The organism is Subtercola boreus (assembly GCF_003399625.1).
Classification (GTDB): Bacteria; Actinomycetota; Actinomycetes; order Actinomycetales; family Microbacteriaceae; genus Subtercola; species Subtercola boreus_C.
In genome coordinates this window covers 109,681-129,108 of sequence record NZ_NBXA01000023.1, presented here as the reverse complement: position 1 = coordinate 129,108, position 19,428 = coordinate 109,681, and the positions used below count along the sequence as shown (strand labels likewise).

The window sequence follows — 19,428 nt, the reverse complement described above, 5'->3', positions numbered from 1 at the left end:
GGCCGGGCACTATCGTGGGGAGGATGATCTCACGACGAGAAGCGGCACTCCGCCTCGACATCCCCCTCGAGATGGCGTCCCGCCACGGCCTTCCCTCACGGATGACCGAGGAGGAGGTCGAGGCGATCGACACCGATCCGCCCGCGTGGTTGCTGCAGTCCCGGGCTAATCGCACCGGTAAGAAGCCGGTCTGGGTCCAGCTCACCTGCACCATCTGCGGATTCACGGAGGCCGCCCGGCCGAAGAAATGGTGGCCGACGTTCACGTACCTCAGCTGTGACTTCCACGCACCCGACGAACTGCCGCCCGTGGCATCCGGAGACACCCGGAGGGAATTCGACGCCATCGGCAGCAGGTTCGTCGGAGTTGTCGACGAACCCGCCTGATCGGCTGCCGACGAAGCCGTCTGCCGATCAGGCGGGGTGAGAGGGAAAGAGCCCTACTTCTTCTCTTCGAGCTTCAGGGCGACGCCCAGCGCGAAGAACGTGGGTGCCCAGTGGCCGATGAAGATGCCCCAACGGTCTGACTGGGCCTTGGAGTCGCCCTTCCTGGCGCGGCTGACGAAGTAGGCCACGAACGACAGGGCGATGGAGGCGAACCCGCCTGCGTAGGCGTACTCGCTCTTCAGGCCGAATTCGCTGAGTTTCTCGATCATGGGATGGATCCTCCTGATTGTCTTCTACGTTCTGTAGATGCTTACAGTCTGCGTCGTCGGGGCGAAGACGCGAAGGCCTTGACAGAGGCGCCCGCCCGGGCAGACGCAAGAGGCGTCAGGCCTGGCCGTGGCTCGCCCGCGAGCGGCGGGAGAGCGAGTCGATGATCACGGCGAGCAGCAGCACCGCGCCCGTGATCATGTACCGGATCGACGAGTCGAGGTTCAGCAGCGTCAGACCGTTCGAGATCGACTGGATGACCAGGATGCCCAGCAGCGCGGAGTAGGCGCTGCCCCGGCCGCCGAAGAGGCTGGTTCCGCCGATGACCGCTGCTGCGATCGCGTTCAGGTTCGTGTCGCCGCCTCCCGAGGAGAGGCTCGCCGAGGTGAGCCGTGCCGACGCGAGCAGGCCGCCGAGGGCCGCGAAGGTCGAGGTGAGGATGAACACCGAGATGTACACGCGGTTGACCCGGATGCCGGCCCGGCGTGCGGCCTCGACCGAGCCGCCCACAGCGAACACCGACCGGCCCCACTTGGTGCGGGTCAGGAAGAAGTTCATCACCACGACCAGCACCACGAACAGCAGGAACATGGCTCCGAGGCCGCGGTCGGTCGCGAGGTAGGCGACGACGATCACGAGGAGCACCAGGAGGGAGATCGACTTGATCAGTGTCACCGAGATCGCGCCGGTCGACAGGCCCGCCTTCCGGCGACGCGAAGCGCGGCGGATGTCGGTGTAGAACACCGCCGCCGCGGCGAGCACGGCCAGGCCGTAGGCCGCCCAGGGCGGGAGGAACGTCGCCTGGGCGAACTGCACGATCCACGAGTCGTAGGGGAGGTTGATCGAGCCGTTCGGGCCGAGGACCTTCAGCTGGAGGCCGAGGAAGGCGAGGAGCCCAGCCAGAGTGATCACGAAGCTCGGTACGCCGAACCGGGTGAAGAGCAGTCCGTAGAGGAAACCGATCGCGGCTCCGACGACGAGGGCGACCACGACGGCGAGCAGCACCGGCCAGCCGAGCTGGGTGAGGCCCACGCCGAGGATGGCTGCGGCGAGACCGCTCACGGAACCGACCGAGAGGTCGATCTGGCCGAGGAGCAGCACCAGCACGATACCGATCGAGATCGTACCGACAGCGGCGCACTGCAGAGTCAGGTTGACGAGGTTGTTCGAGGAGAGGAAGTTCGGGTTCAGGATCTGGAAGATCACCCAGATGACGACGAGGCCGATGATGACGGGGAGAGAACCGAGGTCGCCTCCGCGCACACGCTGCTGGAAGGCGAGCACGGCGCCCCGAACACCTTCGGTGCGGATGAGGCGTTCGTCTTGCAGGTCGGCGGCGCGGTCTGCCGGCGATCCGGTGGGAGAAGTGGTCATGGTCAGCGGATCTCCTTCGAACCGTCGTCGTGGTTGTCGGCGCCTGTGGCGTTGTCGGGCAGCGGTTCCTCGACGGTGGCCTTGCCGAGTGTGGGGCCCACGGCATCCGGAGTCGCCCTGCCCGCAGGCGGAGCAGCCGCGTCGTGCGCCTCTGCTGCTGACGCCACTGCGTGCGCGCTGGCCCGGCGGGTGACGACGTTGTCGGTGGCACCGGTGATGGCGGAGATGATCTCCTCGTAGCTCACATCGGCGACATGGAAGTCGCCGTTGTTCCGCCCGAGGCGGAGTACCACCACGCGGTCGGCGACGGCCTGCACATCGGCCATGTTGTGGCTGATGATCAGCACACCGAGGCCGCGCTCGCGGAGGCGCTCGATGAGGTTCAGCACTTCGGCGGTCTGCGCGACGCCCAGCGCGGCCGTCGGTTCGTCGAGGATCACGACGCTCGGCTCGCCGATGAGCGAACGGGCGATCGCGACGGTCTGGCGCTGCCCTCCGGAGAGGGAGGCGACGGCGATCCGCACCGAGGGGATCTTTGCGGAGAGCTGGCGGAGGAGGCTCCACGCGCGCTGCTCCATCTCTTCTTCGTCGAGGGTGCCGTGGGTGATCTCGCGGCCGAGGAAGAGGTTCGAGACGACGTCGAGGTTGTCGCAGAGAGCGAGATCCTGGAACACGGTCGCTATTCCGAGGGCGCGCGAGGCGGTCGGGGTGGGAATCGACACCACCTGGCCGTCGAAGGTGATGGTGCCGGAATCCTGCGGGTGCACCCCGGCCAGGATCTTCACGAGGGTCGACTTGCCCGCGCCGTTGTCGCCCACGATGGCGACGACTTCGCCGGCATGGATGTCGAGGTTGATGTCGGTGAGCGCGCGCACGGCGCCGAAGCCCTTCGACACGCCCTTCAGCGACAGCACGGGTTCGCGGACCGAGCCCGCGGTTGGAGCGACGGCGGATTCCATCGTCACGGTTCCTCCTCAGGAGTGGATGGTGCCAGGTCGACTGGCAGGGGGTTGTGCCGGCGGTGGAGCGCCGGCGACAGAGACGAGAGCGAACCCGGCCGAGCGCGCGAGGGGCGCGACCCGGCCGGGTTCGATCCGTGGGTGTTACTTGATGCCGGCGGTGGCGCAGGCGGCTGAGTAGTCTGCGGTGCAGATGTCCGAGGCCTTGTAGAAGCCGTCGGCGACGACGGTCGACTCGATGTTGGCGACGGTCACAGCGACCGGCGTCAGCAGGAACGAGGGGATGGAAGCCCCGCCCTTGGTGGTGGTGTTCGAGGTGGGCGACACGCTCTCACCCTTAGCGAGCGACACGGCGAGGGTCGCAGCCTGCTCGGCCTCGGGCTTGAAGGCCTTGTAGACGGTCATGAACTGGTCTCCGGCGAGGATCCGCTGGATGCCGGCGAGCTCGGCGTCCTGGCCCGTGACGGGAGGCAGCGGGCTGACGTTCGCACCCTTGAGTGCGGCGATCGCGCCACCGGCCGTGCCGTCGTTGGCCGCGTACAGGCCGACGATCTGCGGACCGAACTGGGTGATCTGGCCGGCGACCCAGGTCTGAGCCTGTGCCGGGTCCCATCCGGGTGTGTCGTACTCGGCGAGGATCTTGTAGCCCGACTTGTCGATGATGGAGTGCGCGCCCTTCTTGAACTGGCTCGCGTTGTTGTCGGTCGGCGACCCGTTGACCATCAGGATGCCCGCGTCCGCGGCTGCGCCGCTCGCCTTCATCTTGTCGACCAGGGCCTGGCCCTGCAGTTCGCCGACCTTCTCGTTGTCGAACGAGATGTAGTACGACAGGTCGGCGCTGTTGATCAGGCGGTCGTAGGAGATCACCGGGATGTTCTTGGCCTTGGCCTCCCCGACGATGGATGCTGCGGCCTCACCGTCGAACGGGTCGAGCACGAGCACGTTGACCCCCTGGGTCAGCATCGACTCGGCCTGCTGCTGCTGCTTGGCCGCATCGCCGTCGGCGTTGGAGTAGAGCACGGTGCAGTCGGGGCAGAGCGACTTGATCTTCGCTTCGAAGAGGGGCTTGTCGGCGCTCTCATAGCGAGCGGTGACGGAGTCGGGAAGCAGCAGGCCGATCTTCGCCGTGGAGGCGTTGGCGGTGTTTGCTGCGGTACCCGATGATGAGCCGTTCGAACATGCTGTGAGCGAGCCGGCTGCGAGCAGGAGTGCGGCCGTCGCAATGACCGCTCTCGTGGTGGCGATCTTCATTGAAAAACCTCCCGTTATTGCCGCCCTCATTGGCGACGTGAGCGAGCTTGGCATCTTTGAAGCTTGTCGTCAAGACTTGAAGTCAAGCGGGAGATAACAACTTGGCAGCAGTGTTGTCGTCGGCCGTGATGTGCACGCTGTCGACAGCGTAGACCGCGGCACCGAGCGTGGCTGCACGTGCTCCCAGCTGGCCCTGCACGATCTCGGGCATGAGCTCCGGCCCGACGATGATCGAACGCTCGACCGCGTGCCGGAGGGGCCCGAGCAGCAGTTCGCCCGCCCGCGCGAGCTCTCCAGCGATCACGATGCGTTCGGGGTCGAGCAGGTTGCAGAGATTCGCAGCGGCGACGCCGATGTGCCGCCCGGCATCCGCGACGGTGCGCATCGGTAGGGACTCACCCGCCATGGCCCGCAACACGATGTCGCCGAGTTTCATCGTGCCGAGCTCGTGCCGCAGGCTCTCCAGCAGGGCGGGCCCGCCCGCGATCGCCTCGAGGCAGCCCCGGTTGCCGCACCGGCAGAGCGGGCCGTTCTCCAGGATGGTCGTGTGGCCGAACTCACCGGCCACACCGTTGTGGCCGCGAAAGATCGCTCCGTTCAGGATCAGCCCGGCCCCGATGCCGTCGCCGACGTCGATCGTCACCGAGTTGGCTCTGCCCCGCGCGGCCCCGAGGCGGTACTCGGCGAGGGCGGCCAGGTTCGCGGCGTTGTCCACGAAGACCGGGCGCTTGAGCCTGCGTTCCATCACCTCGGCCACCTTCACGCCGTCCCAGCCGCGCATGATCCCGCTCCGCGCGGTGGTGCCGGTCTCCCGGTCCATCGGCGCGGGTACGGCGATCCCGACCGCCAGCACCTCCTGCATGGTGGCGTCGACCGATTCCAGCATGTCGGCCAGCAGCAGCGTCGTCTTGTCGAGCTCGTTGTCGGCGCGGTGGTCCTTCGCGAGGGGCATGTGGTGCTCGGCCACCACCCGGTGGCTGGCATCCGCCAGGGCGATGCGCATGTGGCGGGTCGAGAAGTGCACTCCGGCGAACAGGCCGAGCGAGTGCGCGAGGGTCACATGCTGGGCGCGCCGGCCGCTCCGCGTGCTCGGCGCGACATGAAGCAGCCCCGAGGCCGAGAGCTCTTTCACGATGTTCGACACGGTGGCCGGGGAGAGCCCCGTGGCTCCGGCGAGTTCGACCTGTGTCAGACCACCGTGCTTCTTGACGGCGTCGACGATGCGCGCACGGTTGGCTTCACGAAGTGAAGTCTGAGAACCGGGAGTGCGCCGTTGGTCATCCACCAGAACAACATACAGCCCATGTCAATGCCCAGCCGGAGCGACGCATAATTGCTGGATGATCTCTCCTCAGCTCTCCCAGGCCCTCCGACTGGCCGGCCTCCGTTGGCGCCCGGTCTCCGGCGATCTCTTCATGATCTCCCGGGAAGGGTTCGAGGGCGACGTCTTCACGGTCAGCGACATGACCATCGAAGCGCACGAATACGACACCGGAACGGTGCTGGGCTTCAACGGCACGACCGAGTGGGCGCTCGACTCCGTGGCCCTCGACGACGCACTCTGGATGCCTGCGGAACATCAGCTCCGCGCACTGCTCGGTGCGACGTTCCGTTCGCTCCGGAATGCCGGTAGCGGCGGTTTCGGTGGTGGCTCCGGCGCTCTCGACGAAGACGGACTGCTGGTGGAGGAGTCGTACGAGGTCGAGATCGTGGTCTCCGGCCAGGCCCGGGTCTTCGTGGCGGTCGATGCTGCCGATGCCTACGCGGGCGCCCTGCTCGAACTCATCGGCGCATCGGGCGGCGGCCTCGAAGCCGACCTCGGCTGAGGGGCGCGGGGAGCGTGAACCGCCTGGCGATGGCGGGCTACTGGATGCTCGACTACGGCTATACCGTGAGGGCGGAGGCGGCGGGCGTCCTGCGCCTGCGTGGTCACGGCGCGGCTTTTTCGGACACTGGCGGCGCGGCAGCTGGTGGCGTGGGGGCTCGCGGCGCCGCCGCGGCCAACGCGGGGGCTGGCGGCGCGGCAGCAGGCAGCGCGGCCGAACCGCTTCAGGTGGTGCTGCTGCCCGGCGTGTTCGAACGCGCGCACTTCATGCGGCCGATCGCCCGGCGCCTCGCGCGGAGCGGCCATCGCGTGCACCTGGTGCCGGAACTCGGCCGGAACACCCTGCCGATCGCCCTGTCGGCGCGAATCGTCGCCGACAGGCTCGCCAGGGACGACCTCCGCAACGTCGTTCTGGTGGCGCACAGCAAAGGCGGTCTGATCGGCAAGTACGTCATGTTGCGCCTGGACCCCGACCGGCGCGTGCAGCGCCTGGTCGCCGTGAACACTCCGTTCTCGGGTTCGCACTGGGCGCGGTACCTCCGCGTTTCGAGCGTCCGGATGTTCGCCGCCGACGATCTCACCGTGACCTTCCTCGGCGCCGCCTCGCCCGTGAACTCGCGCATCACCTCCGTCTACGGCACTTTCGACCAGAACGTGCGGGCGGGCAGCGTGCTTCCGGGGGCCCGCAACATCCGGCTGCCCGTGGCGGGCCACTCCCGCATCATCGGATCCCGGGCCCTCGGCGAGTTCTTGGACAAGGAACTCGCCGCCCCTCGCCCCGTCTCACCCGCCCACTTCCAGACCCCGCATCTTCCCGACGGGGGGAGAGAGGCGCGCGGCGGGTGGATGCGCGGTCAGCGGGCAGCGCCGTGGCGCTCGTAGCGGGCGCGCGCCTCGATGGCCATCACGGCGGCCAGCTGTGTGCTGAGGGCGGTGGTCGGGCCGGGGGCGGCAGCCCAGTCGTCGGCGACCCGGGGGCAGGCCTCCGTGGCGTGCGGCTCGGGGGCGGCGAGCAGGGCGGTGTTCGCGAGAAAGAACGGTTCGAGCATCCGGAGCCCGGAGCTGTCGGGTTCCAGACGCTCCAGCAGCAGCTCGAGGTATCTCACGAAGATGCCCTTGAAGAGGCCCGCGTCGCCGCCGCCCCTCTGCTCGAGCCGCGCGGGTTCGTCGAGGAAGCGGCCCGACGGAGCGAGCCGGGCGATCGTGGCAGCGGCGGTTCGAGTGGCCCGTTCGAGCAGGTGCGGGTCGGCTGATCGGTCGAACGCCTCGACGAGGGCTCCCACGTAGAGGCCCTGGTTGTACGTGAACAGCCAGCCCGAGTCGAGGGCGCCGTCGCCGAGGCGGTTGATGCCGTCCGCGACGAGATCCGCAGCACCGGCGGGGGGAGCGGGGGAAGCGGCGAGTGCGGCGTTCTGTCCGCCCACGAAGGTCTCGGTGAAGAACGCAAGGGACGCGTCGGCCGCCGCCTCGTACCGGGCAGAACCCGTGCGTGCGGCGAGCCGGGAGGAGAGGATCGCGAAGGCGCCGTTCGTCGGCGCGTTCAGGTAGTCGAGCTGCGAGTCGCGCCAGGCGATCGCGCCGGGGCGGGCGCTGCTCCCTCCGCGGCTGTGGATGTGCTCCCAGAGCGCTTCGGCATCCGCGAGGTACCGTGCCGATCGGGTGACGTCGAACAGTCGGAGCGCGGCGATCGCCAGCCAGCCCATGTCGTCGAAGTAGTGGTTGAACAGGCCGCGGTTGCGGCACAGGATGCCCGCGTAGGTGTTCTCGGCGAGCTGCACTCGCCGGGCGTCGGCCCCGTGTGCGCTCTTCGCATCGCCCCGGCGTTCTGCCCCGTCGACCCGCACCTCCACGGCGTGCGCCAACCACCAGTAGTTGAACGTGACGAGGTGCGCGAGCCGGATCGGCGCGGAGTTGTGCAGCCACCGGGCGCCGAACACCCTGCTCTGGAAGTGCTGGGTGAGGCCCTCCTGGGCCCGGTCGGCGAGGCGGTTCCAGGAGGCAGCACCGCCGCCGGCTCCGGCCGGCATCACTTCAGCGCCGGAGCGACGAACCGCAGCCACGCCCACACCGACAGGCTCACCGCCGCGAAACCGACCCCGACGAGCAGCAGCGCGGCGAGGGCCGGCACCGGTGCCGACGCTGCGGCGATCCCGGCGCCGGGGGTCACGGCGGGAGCGACCACCGCGGCAAGCAGGGTGAAGGCTCCGAGCGCCGTGGCCAGCCACGCTGCCCGGGACCACGCGAACAGTGCGCGCCCGCTGAATCTCCCGAACGGGAGCACCAGAACGGCCGCAGCCCCGAAGGATCCGAGTGCGAGTGTGTTGAGGATCTCGGTTGCGAAAGCCCCGAACGGCGTACCGAGGGCGGGCAGCAGGCTGATCGTTGTCCAGGCGACGCCGCCGAGCACCAGCAGGGTGAGGAGGTGGAGCATCGCGAACTGCCCGCGGATGCGGCGTGAGGCCCCGTCGGCGCACCCGGCTGCGAGCACCAGCCCGAAGAGCAGGGCAGGCTCGATCGTGAACACGCGGGAGACGATCGTGGCGACCACCGCGAGGGCGAGGTAGCGCGGCGCGAACGTCACGGTCGACCGGATGCCGAGCATCCGGAGCCCGAGGAGCCGCGGAACCAGCACGGAGACCGCGTTCAGAACAGCGAAGGCGATGCAGATCGCCGCAAGGAGGCGGAGGTAGGCCGGCTGGTTCTCGACCGGCCCCGAGAGCATGCCGATGGCGGCGGCCGCGACAATGCTGACCGAGGCGAGCACCCAGGGGTTGAGGGCCAGTTCGGGCGCACGGTCGAACTCGTTGCGGGGGCGGTTCCGCCCGGTCAGCAGGGTTCCCGTTCGCCTGATCCGCGCCCGGAAGGAGACCGAGAGAGCTCCGGCCATCAGCCGTGCGGGTGCAGCAACGAGGAGGAGGGCGGCCACGGCGACCCCGAGTGCCAGGAGCCAGTTGAGTCCCGATGCCTGGCCGAAGACGGGTGCGAGCGACACCGAGAAGCGGGTCGAGCCGGCCCACGATCCGTCGGCGCCGTGCGCCTCGGTGTGCGGCGTGCTGCCGCCTGGGCCGGGGGATCCCGGTGCGCCGCCGGATCCGGCTCCCGAGCCCCCGGAGGCACCGCCGTCGCCCTGGCCGGTCGCGCCGCCAGCGCCACCCGTGCCGTCGGCTCCACCGGCACCGGCACCGGCACCGCTGCCGTCGCCGGAAGCCGCGCCGCCGGTGCCGCCCGCCCCGGCGGCGCCGCCAGCACCGGGCGCCTCCGTGCCGCCGGAAGCCGCGCCCGGCGCGGCGGGTGCGCTCGCCGACGGGCCAGGTGTGGGCGTGCCCGCGACGAACACCACGTCGAACGCCGTGCTCTCGTTGCTGACATTCCCCGCAGCGTCCTGCTGGATGGCCGAGACGGGTGCCCGGGTGGCGGCGAGGTCACCGGCCGTGCAGCTCCACGCTCCGTTCTGCACCGTTGCCGTGCAGGCTGCGAACGATCCGGCGAAGACGGTGACGAGCGCCTGGGGCTCGCCGGTACCGGCGAAGACGGCACCGGATGCCCGCACCGTCGTTCCCCGGGCCGGGCTCGTCACGACGGGGGGTGCCGGTGTGTCCGAGTCGATGCGCAGGGTGAACGACGCACTGGCCGGCGACTCGCCCCCGCTCCACGTGGTGGACTGCGTCGCCTGCACCCGGAGGATACCGCTCGGGATGCCCGCCCCGAGGTTGCACGCCCAGCCGCCCGACCCGTCGGCGACGGCGAGGCAGTCGAACGAGCCGGCGTCACCGGCAGCGCTCGCGCGAACGGTGGCCCCGCCTGCCGCCGAGCCCCGCACCGTTCCGTAGCCGGTGCTGACTCCCGACGACGAGCCGGACTCTGCCGTCGGGGCGTTGAGAACGTCGACCGTGACCGTGTCGCTGGAGTTGGCGTGCCCGGAGACGAGCTGCACGACCCGCAGCTGCACCCCTGGGGCATTCGGCAGAGCCCCCGTGCTGCAGCTGAACGTGCCGTCGGTGCCCACCGTGCTCACGCAGAGCGGATCGGAGCGCGTGCTGGCCGAGATCTGCACCGAGCTGCCCGGCTCGGCGGTTCCGGTGATGGTGAAACCGCCGCCGAGGAGCTCACCCGAGCCCGGGGAGGTGATCTCCGGCCTGCTGATCGGATCCGGGTCGGACGGGGGAGGTGTCGGCGGGGGTGTGGGCGCTGGAGTCGAGGTGGGTGCGGGCACACCCGGCGCGACGCTCGGTGCAGGTGTCGGTTCAGTTGTCGTTGTAGCGGAGGCCGTCACCGCGGCTGTCGCCCGCTCCGAACCCGTCGCGAGCGTGAGCGCCGCAGGCAGCAGCAGACCCACCAGTGAGAGCGCTATCAGCACCCGGGATCGCGGACGCAGAGCAGCCGACCCCGCCGGCCTGCCCCCGGACTTTCCCCATTTCAGAACTGACACGTTCTTCCATTCAGCAAGGAATCTCTCCCAAAGTCAAAGCCCCATGCGGTTGTATGTAAGAAAACAACGGGATGGACGGTAGCCGGATGTCGCGTGAGACCCCTCGGCCGCATGACGCGCGCGACGCCCCCGCGGTGCCTGCGGGTACCCCCGAAGCCTTCGCAGAGCCCCGGATCCGGGTCGGCGGCGGCTGGATCGCACTGTTCGCCGCCGCCTGGCTCGGCATCTGGATGGCCCAGCTCACCCCGATCCAACTGCTGTTGCCCCTGCAGATCGAGAGCCTGCAGAGCGGCTCTGCCTCAGCCGCGGCCGCCTCCACGGACTGGATCGCCAGCGTGCTCGCGTTCGGCGTCATCTCGGGCCTTGCGGGTGTCGCAGCGCTCATCGCGTTCCCGCTCACCGGCGCCCTCTCCGATCGCACCACCTCGCGCTTCGGTCGCCGCCGCCCCTGGATGGTCGTCGGAACCCTGGTCTTCGGGTCGTCGCTGGCACTGCTCGGGGCCCAGAGCACGCTTGTCGGGGTCGGCATCTTCTGGGTTCTCGCCATCACCGGTTTCTGCGTGCTCACCGCCGCGCTCACGGCCACCATCTCCGACCGGGTGCCGACGTCCCAGCGCGGAGTGGTGTCGGGCTGGCTGGCCGCCCCGCAGGCGATCGGAACGATCCTCGGCCTCATTCTGGTGACGACCCTCTTCACGGCGCAGTTCGCCGGCTACCTGGCCGTTGCCGTGCTGTTGGTGCTGCTCGTGCTGCCGTTCTGCCTGTGGGCTCCGGATGCGGTGCTCGCGCGTTCCGCCCGAGCGCCCTTCGGCGTGCGCAGCTTCTTCAACGGCTTCTGGATCAGCCCCACGCGTCACCCCGACTTCGGGTTCACGCTCCTCGGCCGGGTGCTGGTGAACACCGGCAACGCCCTCGGAACGGCGCTGCTGCTGTACTTTCTCACCTACGGTCTGCACGACGAGTCGGCGGAGACCGATCTGATCGTTCTGACGCTCATCTACATGGTGTTCGTCATCCTCGCCTCCCTCGGGGCCGGGGCGCTCTCCGACCGCCTGGAGCGCCGGCGGGCCTTCGTCTTCACAGCCTCGGTGCTGCAGGCGCTCGCCGCCCTGCTGCTGGCGTTCGTGCCGAACCTCCCAGCGGCCATGGTCGCGGCAGGGCTCCTCGGCCTCGGCTACGGCTGCTTCCTCTCTGTCGACCAGGCACTCGCCACCCAGGTGCTGCCGGATCCGGCCGCGCGGGGCAAGGACCTCGGCATCATGAACATCGCGACCGCGGTTCCGCAGGCGATGGCGCCGCTGCTCGGAGCGCTCGTCGTGGCGATGACCGGCGGATTCATGGCGCTCTTCGTGCTGGCCGCCCTGTTCGCGGCTGCCGGATCCGTGGCCGTCGCCCGAGTGAGGAGCGTCCGTTGATGGATGACCGGCCCCTGTTCAGTCTCGCCAGGCCCCCGGCGGGAGCCCCGTTGTGGCACGATCCCGCCGAACACTGGCCGCGCCTGACCCGGGCCACCGCGCACCTCGACCCGCCGCTCGCCGCGCTCGACCTCGGTGCACTCGCGCACAACGCTTTCGCGATGATCGACCGGGCGGCGGGCAAGCCGATCCGCGTCGCCAGCAAATCCGTGCGGGTGCGTGCCGTGCTCGATGCTGTGCTCGCGCTCCCGGGCTATGCGGGGGTGCTGGGGTACACGCTGCCCGAGGCGCTCTGGCTCGCCGAGACCATCGACGACGTGGTGGTGGGGTACCCGACCGCCGATCGTGCGGCGATCCGGCAGCTCGCCGCCGACGAGCGGCTCGCTTCCCGCGTCACGCTGATGGTCGACTCCGTGGAGCACCTCGACCTGATCGACGCTGTTGTTCCGCCGCGGGGGAGGGCGAGCATCCGACTCTCGATCGAACTCGACTCGTCGTTCGTCACCCGCGCCCTCGGGCACGTGGGGGTATGGCGCTCGCCGGTCTTCACGGCCGGCCAGGCGCGCGTGCTCGCGCAGCACATCGCCGCGCGGCCCGGCTTCGACCTCGTCGGGTTGATGGGCTACGAGGCGCAGATCGCGGGCGTCGGCAATCGCCCGCGTGGCAATCCGGCTCGCGCACGCGTGCTCGACTGGATGCAGCACCGTTCCATCGCCGAGATCGCCGACCGCCGCGGCGCGGTCGTCGAGGCCGTGCGTGAGGTGGCCGACCTCGAATTCGTGAACGGCGGCGGCACCGGTTCGCTCGAATCGACTTCGGCCGATGCATCCGTCACCGAGGTCGCGGCGGGCAGCGGGCTGTTCGGTGGGCATCTCTTCGACACGTATTCGCGCTTCCGCCCGGCGCCGGCGGCCGCGTTCGCGCTCTCGGTCGTGCGAAAGCCCACGCCGCAGATGGCGACGCTGCTGGGCGGTGGCTGGATCGCCTCCGGCCCCGCGCAATCCGACCGTCTCCCCGAGATCGTCTGGCCGGAGGCTCTGTCGATGCAGCCGCGCGAGATGGCGGGTGAGGTGCAGACACCGCTGTCGGGCCGGGCTGCGGCTGCGCTCGCGGCGGGGGACAGGGTGTGGCTCCGGCACACGAAGTCGGGGGAGCTGTCGGAGCACGTGAACGAGTTCCATGTGGTGTCGGGCGATGAGGTGGTGGCGGCTGTGCCGACCTACCGCGGCGAGGGTAAGGCGTTCCTGTGAGCGAGATCGATCCGAACGTGCCCGCGGCCACCAGCGCCCCGCGGGCTGCCGGCCCACGCCGCGCCAGGCGGCCGCGAGTCGGGGTCGGCGTGGGCCTCGGAGCCGACGGCGGCGCCGCCGTCACCGGTGCCGTCTGGCAGAACTGGGGCCGTACGGAGGCCGTGCGTCCGGCACGCGTCGAACGGCCCGCGACCGCCCAAGCCGTGCAACGGGCCGTCGCCGCGGCCGCCCGGGCGGGCATCCGGATCAAGGCCGTCGGCGCCGGCCACAGTTTCACGGGCATCGCCGTCGCAACAGGGGTGCAGCTCGACCTCTCCGCCCTCAGTGGCGTGCTGGCCGTCGACGAAGCGCGCGGCCGTGTCACGCTCGGCGCCGGCACGCGTCTCTTCGACCTGCCCCGGATGCTCCGGCCCTACGGCCTCGCCCTGGCGAACATGGGCGACATCGACCGGCAGAGCATCAGCGGAGCGATCTCCACCGGCACCCACGGCACAGGGGCCCGCTTCGGCGGCATCGCTGCCCAGGTCGTCGGAGCCGAGCTCGTGACGGGCACGGGCGAGCTCCTGCGGGTCGGCGACACGGTAGGTGGTATCTCGAGCGACGCCGGGAACGGCACGGAGAACGCCGAGCTGCTCCCCGCCGTCGCGCTCGGGCTCGGCGCCCTCGGCATCCTCGTCTCCGTGACGCTGCAGTGCGTGCCGGCATTCGTTCTGCATGCCGTGGAGCGTGCGGAACCGCTGCGGGAGGTGCTGGAGACGCTCGAGGCCCGGGTGGCGACATCCGACCACTTCGAGTTCTACTGGTTCCCGCACACGCAGACGGCCCTCACGAAGACGAACACCCGCCTGCCCGGCACAGCACCGCGCGCCCCGCTCACACCCGCGCGGCGCCTCGTGGACGACTGGCTCGTGTCGAACCAGCTCTTCCGACTCACCTGTTCGCTCGGGCGGATCGTGCCCCCGGTCATCCCGCACATCAACAGGGTCGCCGAAAGACTCACCGGCACCCGCGAGTTCGCGGATCACTCGCCGCGGGTGTTCGCCTCGAGGCGCACGGTGCGGTTCCGCGAGATGGAGTACGCGCTGCCGGCCGCAGCGGTGCCCGCGGTGCTCCGCGAGATCGACGCGCTGATAGAGCGCCGGGGCTGGCGCGTCTCGTTCCCGGTCGAGGTGCGTTTCGCCGCAGCCGACAACCTGTGGCTGTCGACCGCGAGCGGACGCGCGACGGGATACATTGCAGTGCACCGCTTCTTCCGTGAACGTCACGAGAAGTACTTCGAAGCGGTCGAGGAGATCATGACGGCACACGCCGGCCGACCGCACTGGGGCAAGCTGCACACTCGGGGTGCCGAGCACCTGCGGGAGCTGTATCCGCGCTTCGACGACTTTGTGGCGCTCCGCGACAGGCTCGACCCGGCGCGGCTGTTCACGAACGCCTACCTCGACCGCGTGCTCGGCGCATGAGGCGCGGCGGCGGGTCGGGTGGCGGAAGCGGCGCGATCGGTTCGAGTGGCCCCCGGTCATCCAGTGCCGGGCCCTCCGGAAGCGGCTCGGCCGGGCGTGCAACCGCGGCGGGCAGGCGTCGGGTGGATGCCCGGGACACCGCCCAGGGCGAGGCGGAGGCCTTCGCCACCAGGCTCCCGGCGGGTTTCGTGCTGGGGGTCGCCTCCAGTGCGTTCCAGGTCGAGGGCGGCGCTCACGACGGCGGCAGGGAGCCCTCCGTCTGGGACGACTTCAGTCACCAGCGCGGCCGCATCGAGGGCGGGGCCACAGCCGACATCGCTGCCGACCACTACCACCGGGTGTCCGAAGACGTCGAGCTGCTGGCGACGCTCGGGGCGGAGTCGTACTCGTTCTCGTTCGCCTGGCCGCGCCTGCAGCCGCAGGGTTCCGGCGCGCTGAACCGTGACGGTGTGGCGTTCTACGACCGCCTGCTCGACGAGCTGCTGGCCGCAGGCATCCGCCCGACGGCGACGCTCTTTCACTGGGACACCCCCTCGGCGCTCAGCGGCGGCTGGCTGAAGCGCGACACCGCGCACCGTTTCGGCGACTACGCCTACGCGGTGGGGGAGCAGTTCGGCGATCGTGTCGACCGCTGGGTGACCCTGCACGAGCCGGCCACGGTGATGCTCGAGGGGTACGCGTTCGGGCGGCATGCACCGGGATCCACTCTGCTCTTCGACGCGCTGCCCGTCGGACACCACCTGCTTCTGGGGCACGGTATCGCCGTCGAGGCGCTCCGTGCGGCGCCCGTGACGGGTGGGATCGGCATCGTGAACGCCTACTCGCCGACGTCGCCGCAGACGGGTTCCGACGACGATGCGCAGTTCACCGCGCTCTGGAACACGGTGCAGAACCGGATGTTCGGCGACGCGGTGCTGCTCGGAAGGTACCCGTCGGTGGCCGATGAGTTCAGCCGGCTGCTGCGGCCAATGGTCGAAGCGTCGGAAAGCGATCTGGCGATCATCCGGCAGCCTCTCGACTTCTACGGCATCAGTTACAGCGCCCCGACCCGTGTCGCCGCGGGCGGCCTCGGCGTGGCTGCCGCCGACGGGGAGGCGTCGGCGCTCTCGTCGCTGCCGTTCCGCTTCGCGCCGTGGCCGGAGTTCGAGCGCACCCCGTCGGGCCTGCCCGACGCGCCGGAGTTCCTCGGGGTGGCGCTCGCCGAACTCGGTGCCGAGTACGGCGATGCGCTGCCGCCCGTGCACGTCAGCGGGGGTGGGTTCGGGGCTCCCGACAGGGTCGTTCTGGATGCCGCCACCGGCGACGCCCGCATCCACGATGCCCGACGGATCGACCACTTCACGGCCCAGGTCGTCGCTGCGCTCGATGCGGTGGGGGCATCCGGGGTCGCACCGGGGGTGACGCTGGCCGGGTTCCACATCCGTTCGCTGCTCGACGGGTTCGAGTGGACGGCCGGCTACAGCCAGCGGTACGGGCTCGTGCATGTCGATGCGAACACGCGGGATCGCACCCCGAAGGAATCGTACGGGTGGTTGCAGCGGGTGCTCGAGGCGCGTTCGTGAGGCGCTCGATCCGCCTCTTCTTTCTGATCGCACTGTCGCTGGGAGCTTGCCTCGCGCTCGCTGTATGAGAAGCCCTCAGTCGTTATAGTGGGGGTCATGGAATGGCTCATCCCCCTGATCATCGTTGTCGTGCTCGTCGTCATCGTCGGCATCTACCTGTGGGCGACCTACAACTCGCTCGTCACGCTGAACGTGCGCGTCGACGAAGCGTGGAGCGACATCACGGTGCAGCTGAAGAGGCGGGCCGACCTGCTGCCGAACCTCATCGAATCGGTGAAGGGCTATGCGGCGCACGAGAAGGGCGTCTTCGAGGCCGTCACCCAGGCCCGCGCCGAGACGCTCAGCGCACAGGGGCCTGCCGAGGCATCCGCTGCCGAGAACCACATGCAGACCGCGCTGAAGAGCATCTTCGCGGTGGCCGAGGCTTACCCGCAGCTCCAGGCGTCGCAGAACTTCCTGCAGTTGCAGGCCGAACTGGTCGACACCGAAGACAAGGTGCAGGCGTCCCGCCGCTTCTACAACGGTGGTGTGCGCGAGCTCAACACCAAGGTGAAGGTCTTCCCGAACAACGTGTTCGCCAAACGACTCGGTTTCGGCTCGCGCGACTTCTTCGAGGTGTCCGACCTCGCGGCGATCGCCGAGCCGCCGCGCGTGCAGTTCTAACCCCTCCTCCCCCCGGGTTTCTTTGTACAAGGCGATCGCGCAGAACAAGCGCAACACGGTCATCATCCTCGTTCTGTTCATCCTCATCATCGGCGGCCTCGGCTACCTGGCCGGCTTCCTCTACAACAACCTGTCGCTGACGATCGTCATCCTGGTCTTCGCCGTCGGGTTCGCGATCGTGCAGTACTTCTTCGCGGCCTCGCAGGCCGTCATCTCGAGCGGGGCGGTCGAGATCCAGAAGGCCGACAACCCCCGGCTCTGGCGCATCGTCGAGAACCTGTCGATCACGACCGGCATGGCCATGCCCCGGGTCTACATCGTCAACGACTCCGCCCCCAACGCCTTCGCGACCGGCCGGGATCCCGCCCACGCGGTGGTCGCGGTGACCACGGGGCTGCTCGACATCATGACCGACGCCGAGCTCGAGGGTGTCATGGCGCACGAGCTCGGGCATGTGAAGAACTACGACATCCGGGTGTCGCTGATCGTCTACGGGCTGGTCGTGGCAGTGGGCATCATCGCCGACTTCTTCCTCCGCATGGCCTTCTTCGGCCGTGGCAACAGCAACAACTCGAACCCGGTGCTGCTGATCCTCGGGCTCGTCGCCGCCGTGATCGCGCCGCTCGTCGCGACTGTCGTGCAGCTCGCGGTCTCCCGCCAGCGCGAATACCTGGCCGACGCGACGAGTGCGATGACGACCCGCCACCCCGATGCCCTCGCCAGCGCGCTCGTGAAGCTCGAGAACTACGGCCGGCCGATGGCGCGGCAGTCCACCTCGATGGCGCACATGTGGATCGCGGACCCCCTGAAGCCCGGTCTCATGAACAAGCTCTTCGCGACCCACCCGCCGATCCCCGAGCGCGTTGCGCGCCTCGAGAAGATGGGCGGCAGCTTCTGAGTTTATGGTCCGCCCTGCGGGCGGCACCGTAGGAGCTCGGGGTGTGGCTCCGCGTTCTCGCGGGCGGCACCGTAGGAGCTCGGGGGGTGGTCGGCGCGCGTGGCGTTGCCCGCCCCCGCGCGCCGCGGTGCCCGCCCCGTTCCCGCGCTCGCACCCTGACTCTCAATCGAGTGGGCAGTTCGGGCCCCATGATCGCCAGCAGGGGGCCCGAACTGCCCACTCGATTCGGCCCGGCGGGCGTCCGGGCGCCGGCGGGCGTCCGGACGTCCGGGGCCGGCGGGAGGGCGCGGGGGCGGGGGCGGCAGGGCGCGGCCGTCAGGGGCGGCGAGGGCGCGGGCGTCAGGGGGCCGGCGGGAGGGCGAGTTCCGCCGCGAGGGGGGCGGCGAAGGTGCCGGTGGGCATGACGGTGACCTCGCTGAGGCCCTGCCACGCGGCGGTGGTGCGGAGCACGGCGGCGAGGCGTGCCGCGATCGTCGGGAACACCGCCGGCGAGACCCACGGCTCGATCCACGCGGACTGCACACGGAGGAGGCCGGCCTGCCGGTCGCTCTTCAGGTCGACGCGGCCGACGATCCGGTCGTCGATCAGCACGGGCAGCACGTAGTAGCCGAAGATGCGCTTGGGCTGCGGCGTGTAGATCTCGATGCGGTAGTGGAAGTCGAACAGCCGCTCAGCCCGTTCGCGGCGCCAGACGACGGGGTCGAACGGCGACAGGATGGCCGCTGCATCCATCCGGCGGGGCAGCCGGGCATCGCGGTGCAGCCAGGCGGCACGGTTCCAACCGTCCACGGCGACGGGCAGCAGTTCGCCTGACTCCTCGAGAGCGCGCACGGCGGGCAGCGCATCCACGGTCTTCAGCCGGAAGTAGTCGGCGATGTCACCGAGCGTCGACACCCCCAGCGCGCGGGCCGACTGGGACACGAGTTCACGCGCCGCCTCCGACCGGCGTAGCGGGGCCTCCTGCATCGCTGAGACCACCGCCGCCGGCAACGCCTGCGCCGGCAGGGCGTAGAGGCGCTCGAAGCGGGTGCGCCCCGCGGAGACCACGTCACCCCAGCGGAACAGCGTCTCGAGGCCGATCTTCACATCCGACCAGCCCCACCACGGGCCGTTCCGCCTGTTGCTCTCGTGCTCGAAGGCGCTGGCCGTCATCGGCCCCTTCTCGGCCAGCTCGCCCTGCAGCCAGTCGATCATCTGCGGGTTGGCGGCCGCCCAGGTGTCTGCACCGGTGCTTGCGCGTGAACGGTAGTCGTCCATGCGCCACTGGAGGAGGGGGAGTGTCGTGACCGGGATGAACGAAGCCACGTGCGCCCAGTACTCGACCATCCGCGGGCCGTAGGTGAGCCGGTCGAGCTGCGCCTTGTCGTAGGCGCCGGTGCGGGCGAAGACGGGCAGGTAGTGGCTCCGTTCGAACACGTTCACGGAGTCGATCTGCAGCAGCGCGAGCTTCGACACCAGCGGTGTGAGCTGTCGGAGGCCCGGCGTCGCGGCGCCGACCGGGCGCAGAGCCCCGAACCCCTGAGCGGCGAGGGCGACGCGCCGGGCGAGCGCTGCAGACATCGAATCAACCACCCTCCGACCCTAGCGCCGACCTCCGACACCGGAGTGGACGGATACCACTTCTCGTCCCCAGGGAGCAAGCCCGCGACATCCATCCACAACCTGTGTCCCGACGGATACCGCTCC

The 19,428-nt window shown here is 69.9% G+C and carries 17 protein-coding genes; 9 read left to right on the top strand and 8 right to left on the bottom strand.

Annotation, left to right across the window (positions count from 1 at the left end; translation table 11 throughout):
* The first annotated feature begins 23 nt into the window (after positions 1–23).
* A complete protein-coding gene (locus tag B7R21_RS12610) occupies positions 24–386 on the top strand; it encodes a hypothetical protein (protein ID WP_116283603.1) in 363 nt (120 codons plus the stop codon).
* A 53-nt stretch (positions 387–439) separates the two neighbouring features.
* Here B7R21_RS12610 and B7R21_RS12605 read toward each other — a convergent pair whose 3' ends face one another.
* The 5 genes from B7R21_RS12605 to B7R21_RS12585 form a co-directional block, all read right to left on the bottom strand.
* Positions 440–655, bottom strand: coding sequence for a hypothetical protein (locus B7R21_RS12605; RefSeq protein WP_116283602.1), 216 nt, complete (start codon positions 653–655; stop codon positions 440–442).
* A 115-nt stretch (positions 656–770) separates the two neighbouring features.
* Entirely contained in the window at positions 771–2,027 is a 1,257-nt protein-coding gene (locus B7R21_RS12600) for a sugar ABC transporter permease (RefSeq protein ID WP_116283601.1), read from the bottom strand.
* A 2-nt stretch (positions 2,028–2,029) separates the two neighbouring features.
* Positions 2,030–2,986, bottom strand: coding sequence for an ATP-binding cassette domain-containing protein (locus B7R21_RS12595; protein ID WP_116283600.1), 957 nt, complete (start codon positions 2,984–2,986; stop codon positions 2,030–2,032).
* A 144-nt stretch (positions 2,987–3,130) separates the two neighbouring features.
* A complete protein-coding gene (locus B7R21_RS12590) occupies positions 3,131–4,237 on the bottom strand; it encodes a sugar ABC transporter substrate-binding protein (protein ID WP_116283599.1) in 1,107 nt (368 codons plus the stop codon).
* Positions 4,238–4,319: 82 nt separating this feature from the next.
* The gene (locus tag B7R21_RS12585; protein WP_116283598.1) at positions 4,320–5,522 is read right to left on the bottom strand and encodes an ROK family transcriptional regulator; all 1,203 of its coding nucleotides are present in this window, start codon (positions 5,520–5,522) and stop codon (positions 4,320–4,322) included.
* A gap of 55 nt (positions 5,523–5,577) precedes the next feature.
* Here B7R21_RS12585 and B7R21_RS12580 point away from each other — a divergent pair, with 55 nt between their 5' ends.
* A complete protein-coding gene (locus B7R21_RS12580) occupies positions 5,578–6,063 on the top strand; it encodes a hypothetical protein (protein ID WP_116283597.1) in 486 nt (161 codons plus the stop codon).
* A gap of 14 nt (positions 6,064–6,077) precedes the next feature.
* The gene (locus B7R21_RS20130) at positions 6,078–6,944 is read left to right on the top strand and encodes an esterase/lipase family protein (protein WP_172592157.1); all 867 of its coding nucleotides are present in this window, start codon (positions 6,078–6,080) and stop codon (positions 6,942–6,944) included.
* On the opposite strand, the gene B7R21_RS12570 is transcribed toward B7R21_RS20130, so the two are convergent.
* Entirely contained in the window at positions 6,917–8,122 is a 1,206-nt protein-coding gene (locus B7R21_RS12570; RefSeq protein ID WP_172592156.1) for a glycoside hydrolase family 76 protein, read from the bottom strand. The genes B7R21_RS20130 and B7R21_RS12570 overlap by 28 nt on opposite strands.
* Positions 8,089–10,491, bottom strand: a complete 2,403-nt coding sequence (locus B7R21_RS12565; protein ID WP_147305883.1) for a hypothetical protein — start codon at positions 10,489–10,491, stop codon at positions 8,089–8,091. Before B7R21_RS12565 ends, B7R21_RS12570 begins: the two co-directional genes overlap by 34 nt.
* Positions 10,492–10,577: 86 nt before the next feature.
* Here B7R21_RS12565 and B7R21_RS12560 point away from each other — a divergent pair, with 86 nt between their 5' ends.
* The 6 genes from B7R21_RS12560 (at position 10,578) to B7R21_RS12535 (ending at position 17,742) form a co-directional block, all read left to right on the top strand.
* Positions 10,578–11,906, top strand: coding sequence for an MFS transporter (locus B7R21_RS12560; RefSeq protein WP_116283594.1), 1,329 nt, complete (start codon positions 10,578–10,580; stop codon positions 11,904–11,906).
* The gene (locus B7R21_RS12555) at positions 11,906–13,156 is read left to right on the top strand and encodes an alanine racemase (RefSeq protein WP_116283593.1); all 1,251 of its coding nucleotides are present in this window, start codon (positions 11,906–11,908) and stop codon (positions 13,154–13,156) included. The genes B7R21_RS12560 and B7R21_RS12555 overlap by 1 nt, the downstream gene beginning before the upstream one ends.
* An 89-nt stretch (positions 13,157–13,245) precedes the next feature.
* On the top strand, positions 13,246–14,619 hold the full coding sequence (locus tag B7R21_RS12550; protein WP_116283699.1) for a D-arabinono-1,4-lactone oxidase: 1,374 nt from the start codon (positions 13,246–13,248) through the stop codon (positions 14,617–14,619).
* Entirely contained in the window at positions 14,616–16,181 is a 1,566-nt protein-coding gene (locus tag B7R21_RS12545; RefSeq protein WP_116283592.1) for a glycoside hydrolase family 1 protein, read from the top strand. Before B7R21_RS12550 ends, B7R21_RS12545 begins: the two co-directional genes overlap by 4 nt.
* A 96-nt stretch (positions 16,182–16,277) precedes the next feature.
* A complete protein-coding gene (locus B7R21_RS12540; RefSeq protein WP_116283591.1) occupies positions 16,278–16,844 on the top strand; it encodes a LemA family protein in 567 nt (188 codons plus the stop codon).
* A gap of 22 nt (positions 16,845–16,866) precedes the next feature.
* Positions 16,867–17,742: a M48 family metalloprotease gene (locus B7R21_RS12535; RefSeq protein ID WP_116283590.1), complete on the top strand. Its 876-nt coding sequence runs from the start codon at positions 16,867–16,869 to the stop codon at positions 17,740–17,742.
* Positions 17,743–18,081: 339 nt separating this feature from the next.
* Here the strand turns inward: B7R21_RS12535 and B7R21_RS12530 are convergent, their stop codons facing one another.
* Positions 18,082–19,302, bottom strand: coding sequence for a winged helix-turn-helix domain-containing protein (locus B7R21_RS12530; protein WP_253259793.1), 1,221 nt, complete (start codon positions 19,300–19,302; stop codon positions 18,082–18,084).
* Positions 19,303–19,428 lie beyond the last annotated feature (126 nt).

Coding starts and splice junctions, on each gene's coding strand:
- B7R21_RS12610 (WP_116283603.1), top strand. CDS start 24: ATGATCTCACGACGAGAAGCGGCACTCCGCCTCGACATCCCCCTCGAG.
- B7R21_RS12605 (WP_116283602.1), bottom strand. CDS start 655: ATGATCGAGAAACTCAGCGAATTCGGCCTGAAGAGCGAGTACGCCTAC.
- B7R21_RS12600 (WP_116283601.1), bottom strand. CDS start 2,027: ATGACCACTTCTCCCACCGGATCGCCGGCAGACCGCGCCGCCGACCTG.
- B7R21_RS12595 (WP_116283600.1), bottom strand. CDS start 2,986: ATGGAATCCGCCGTCGCTCCAACCGCGGGCTCGGTCCGCGAACCCGTG.
- B7R21_RS12590 (WP_116283599.1), bottom strand. CDS start 4,237: ATGAAGATCGCCACCACGAGAGCGGTCATTGCGACGGCCGCACTCCTG.
- B7R21_RS12580 (WP_116283597.1), top strand. CDS start 5,578: ATGATCTCTCCTCAGCTCTCCCAGGCCCTCCGACTGGCCGGCCTCCGT.
- B7R21_RS12560 (WP_116283594.1), top strand. CDS start 10,578: ATGTCGCGTGAGACCCCTCGGCCGCATGACGCGCGCGACGCCCCCGCG.
- B7R21_RS12555 (WP_116283593.1), top strand. CDS start 11,906: ATGGATGACCGGCCCCTGTTCAGTCTCGCCAGGCCCCCGGCGGGAGCC.
- B7R21_RS12545 (WP_116283592.1), top strand. CDS start 14,616: ATGAGGCGCGGCGGCGGGTCGGGTGGCGGAAGCGGCGCGATCGGTTCG.
- B7R21_RS12540 (WP_116283591.1), top strand. CDS start 16,278: ATGGAATGGCTCATCCCCCTGATCATCGTTGTCGTGCTCGTCGTCATC.
- B7R21_RS12530 (WP_253259793.1), bottom strand. CDS start 19,302: ATGTCTGCAGCGCTCGCCCGGCGCGTCGCCCTCGCCGCTCAGGGGTTC.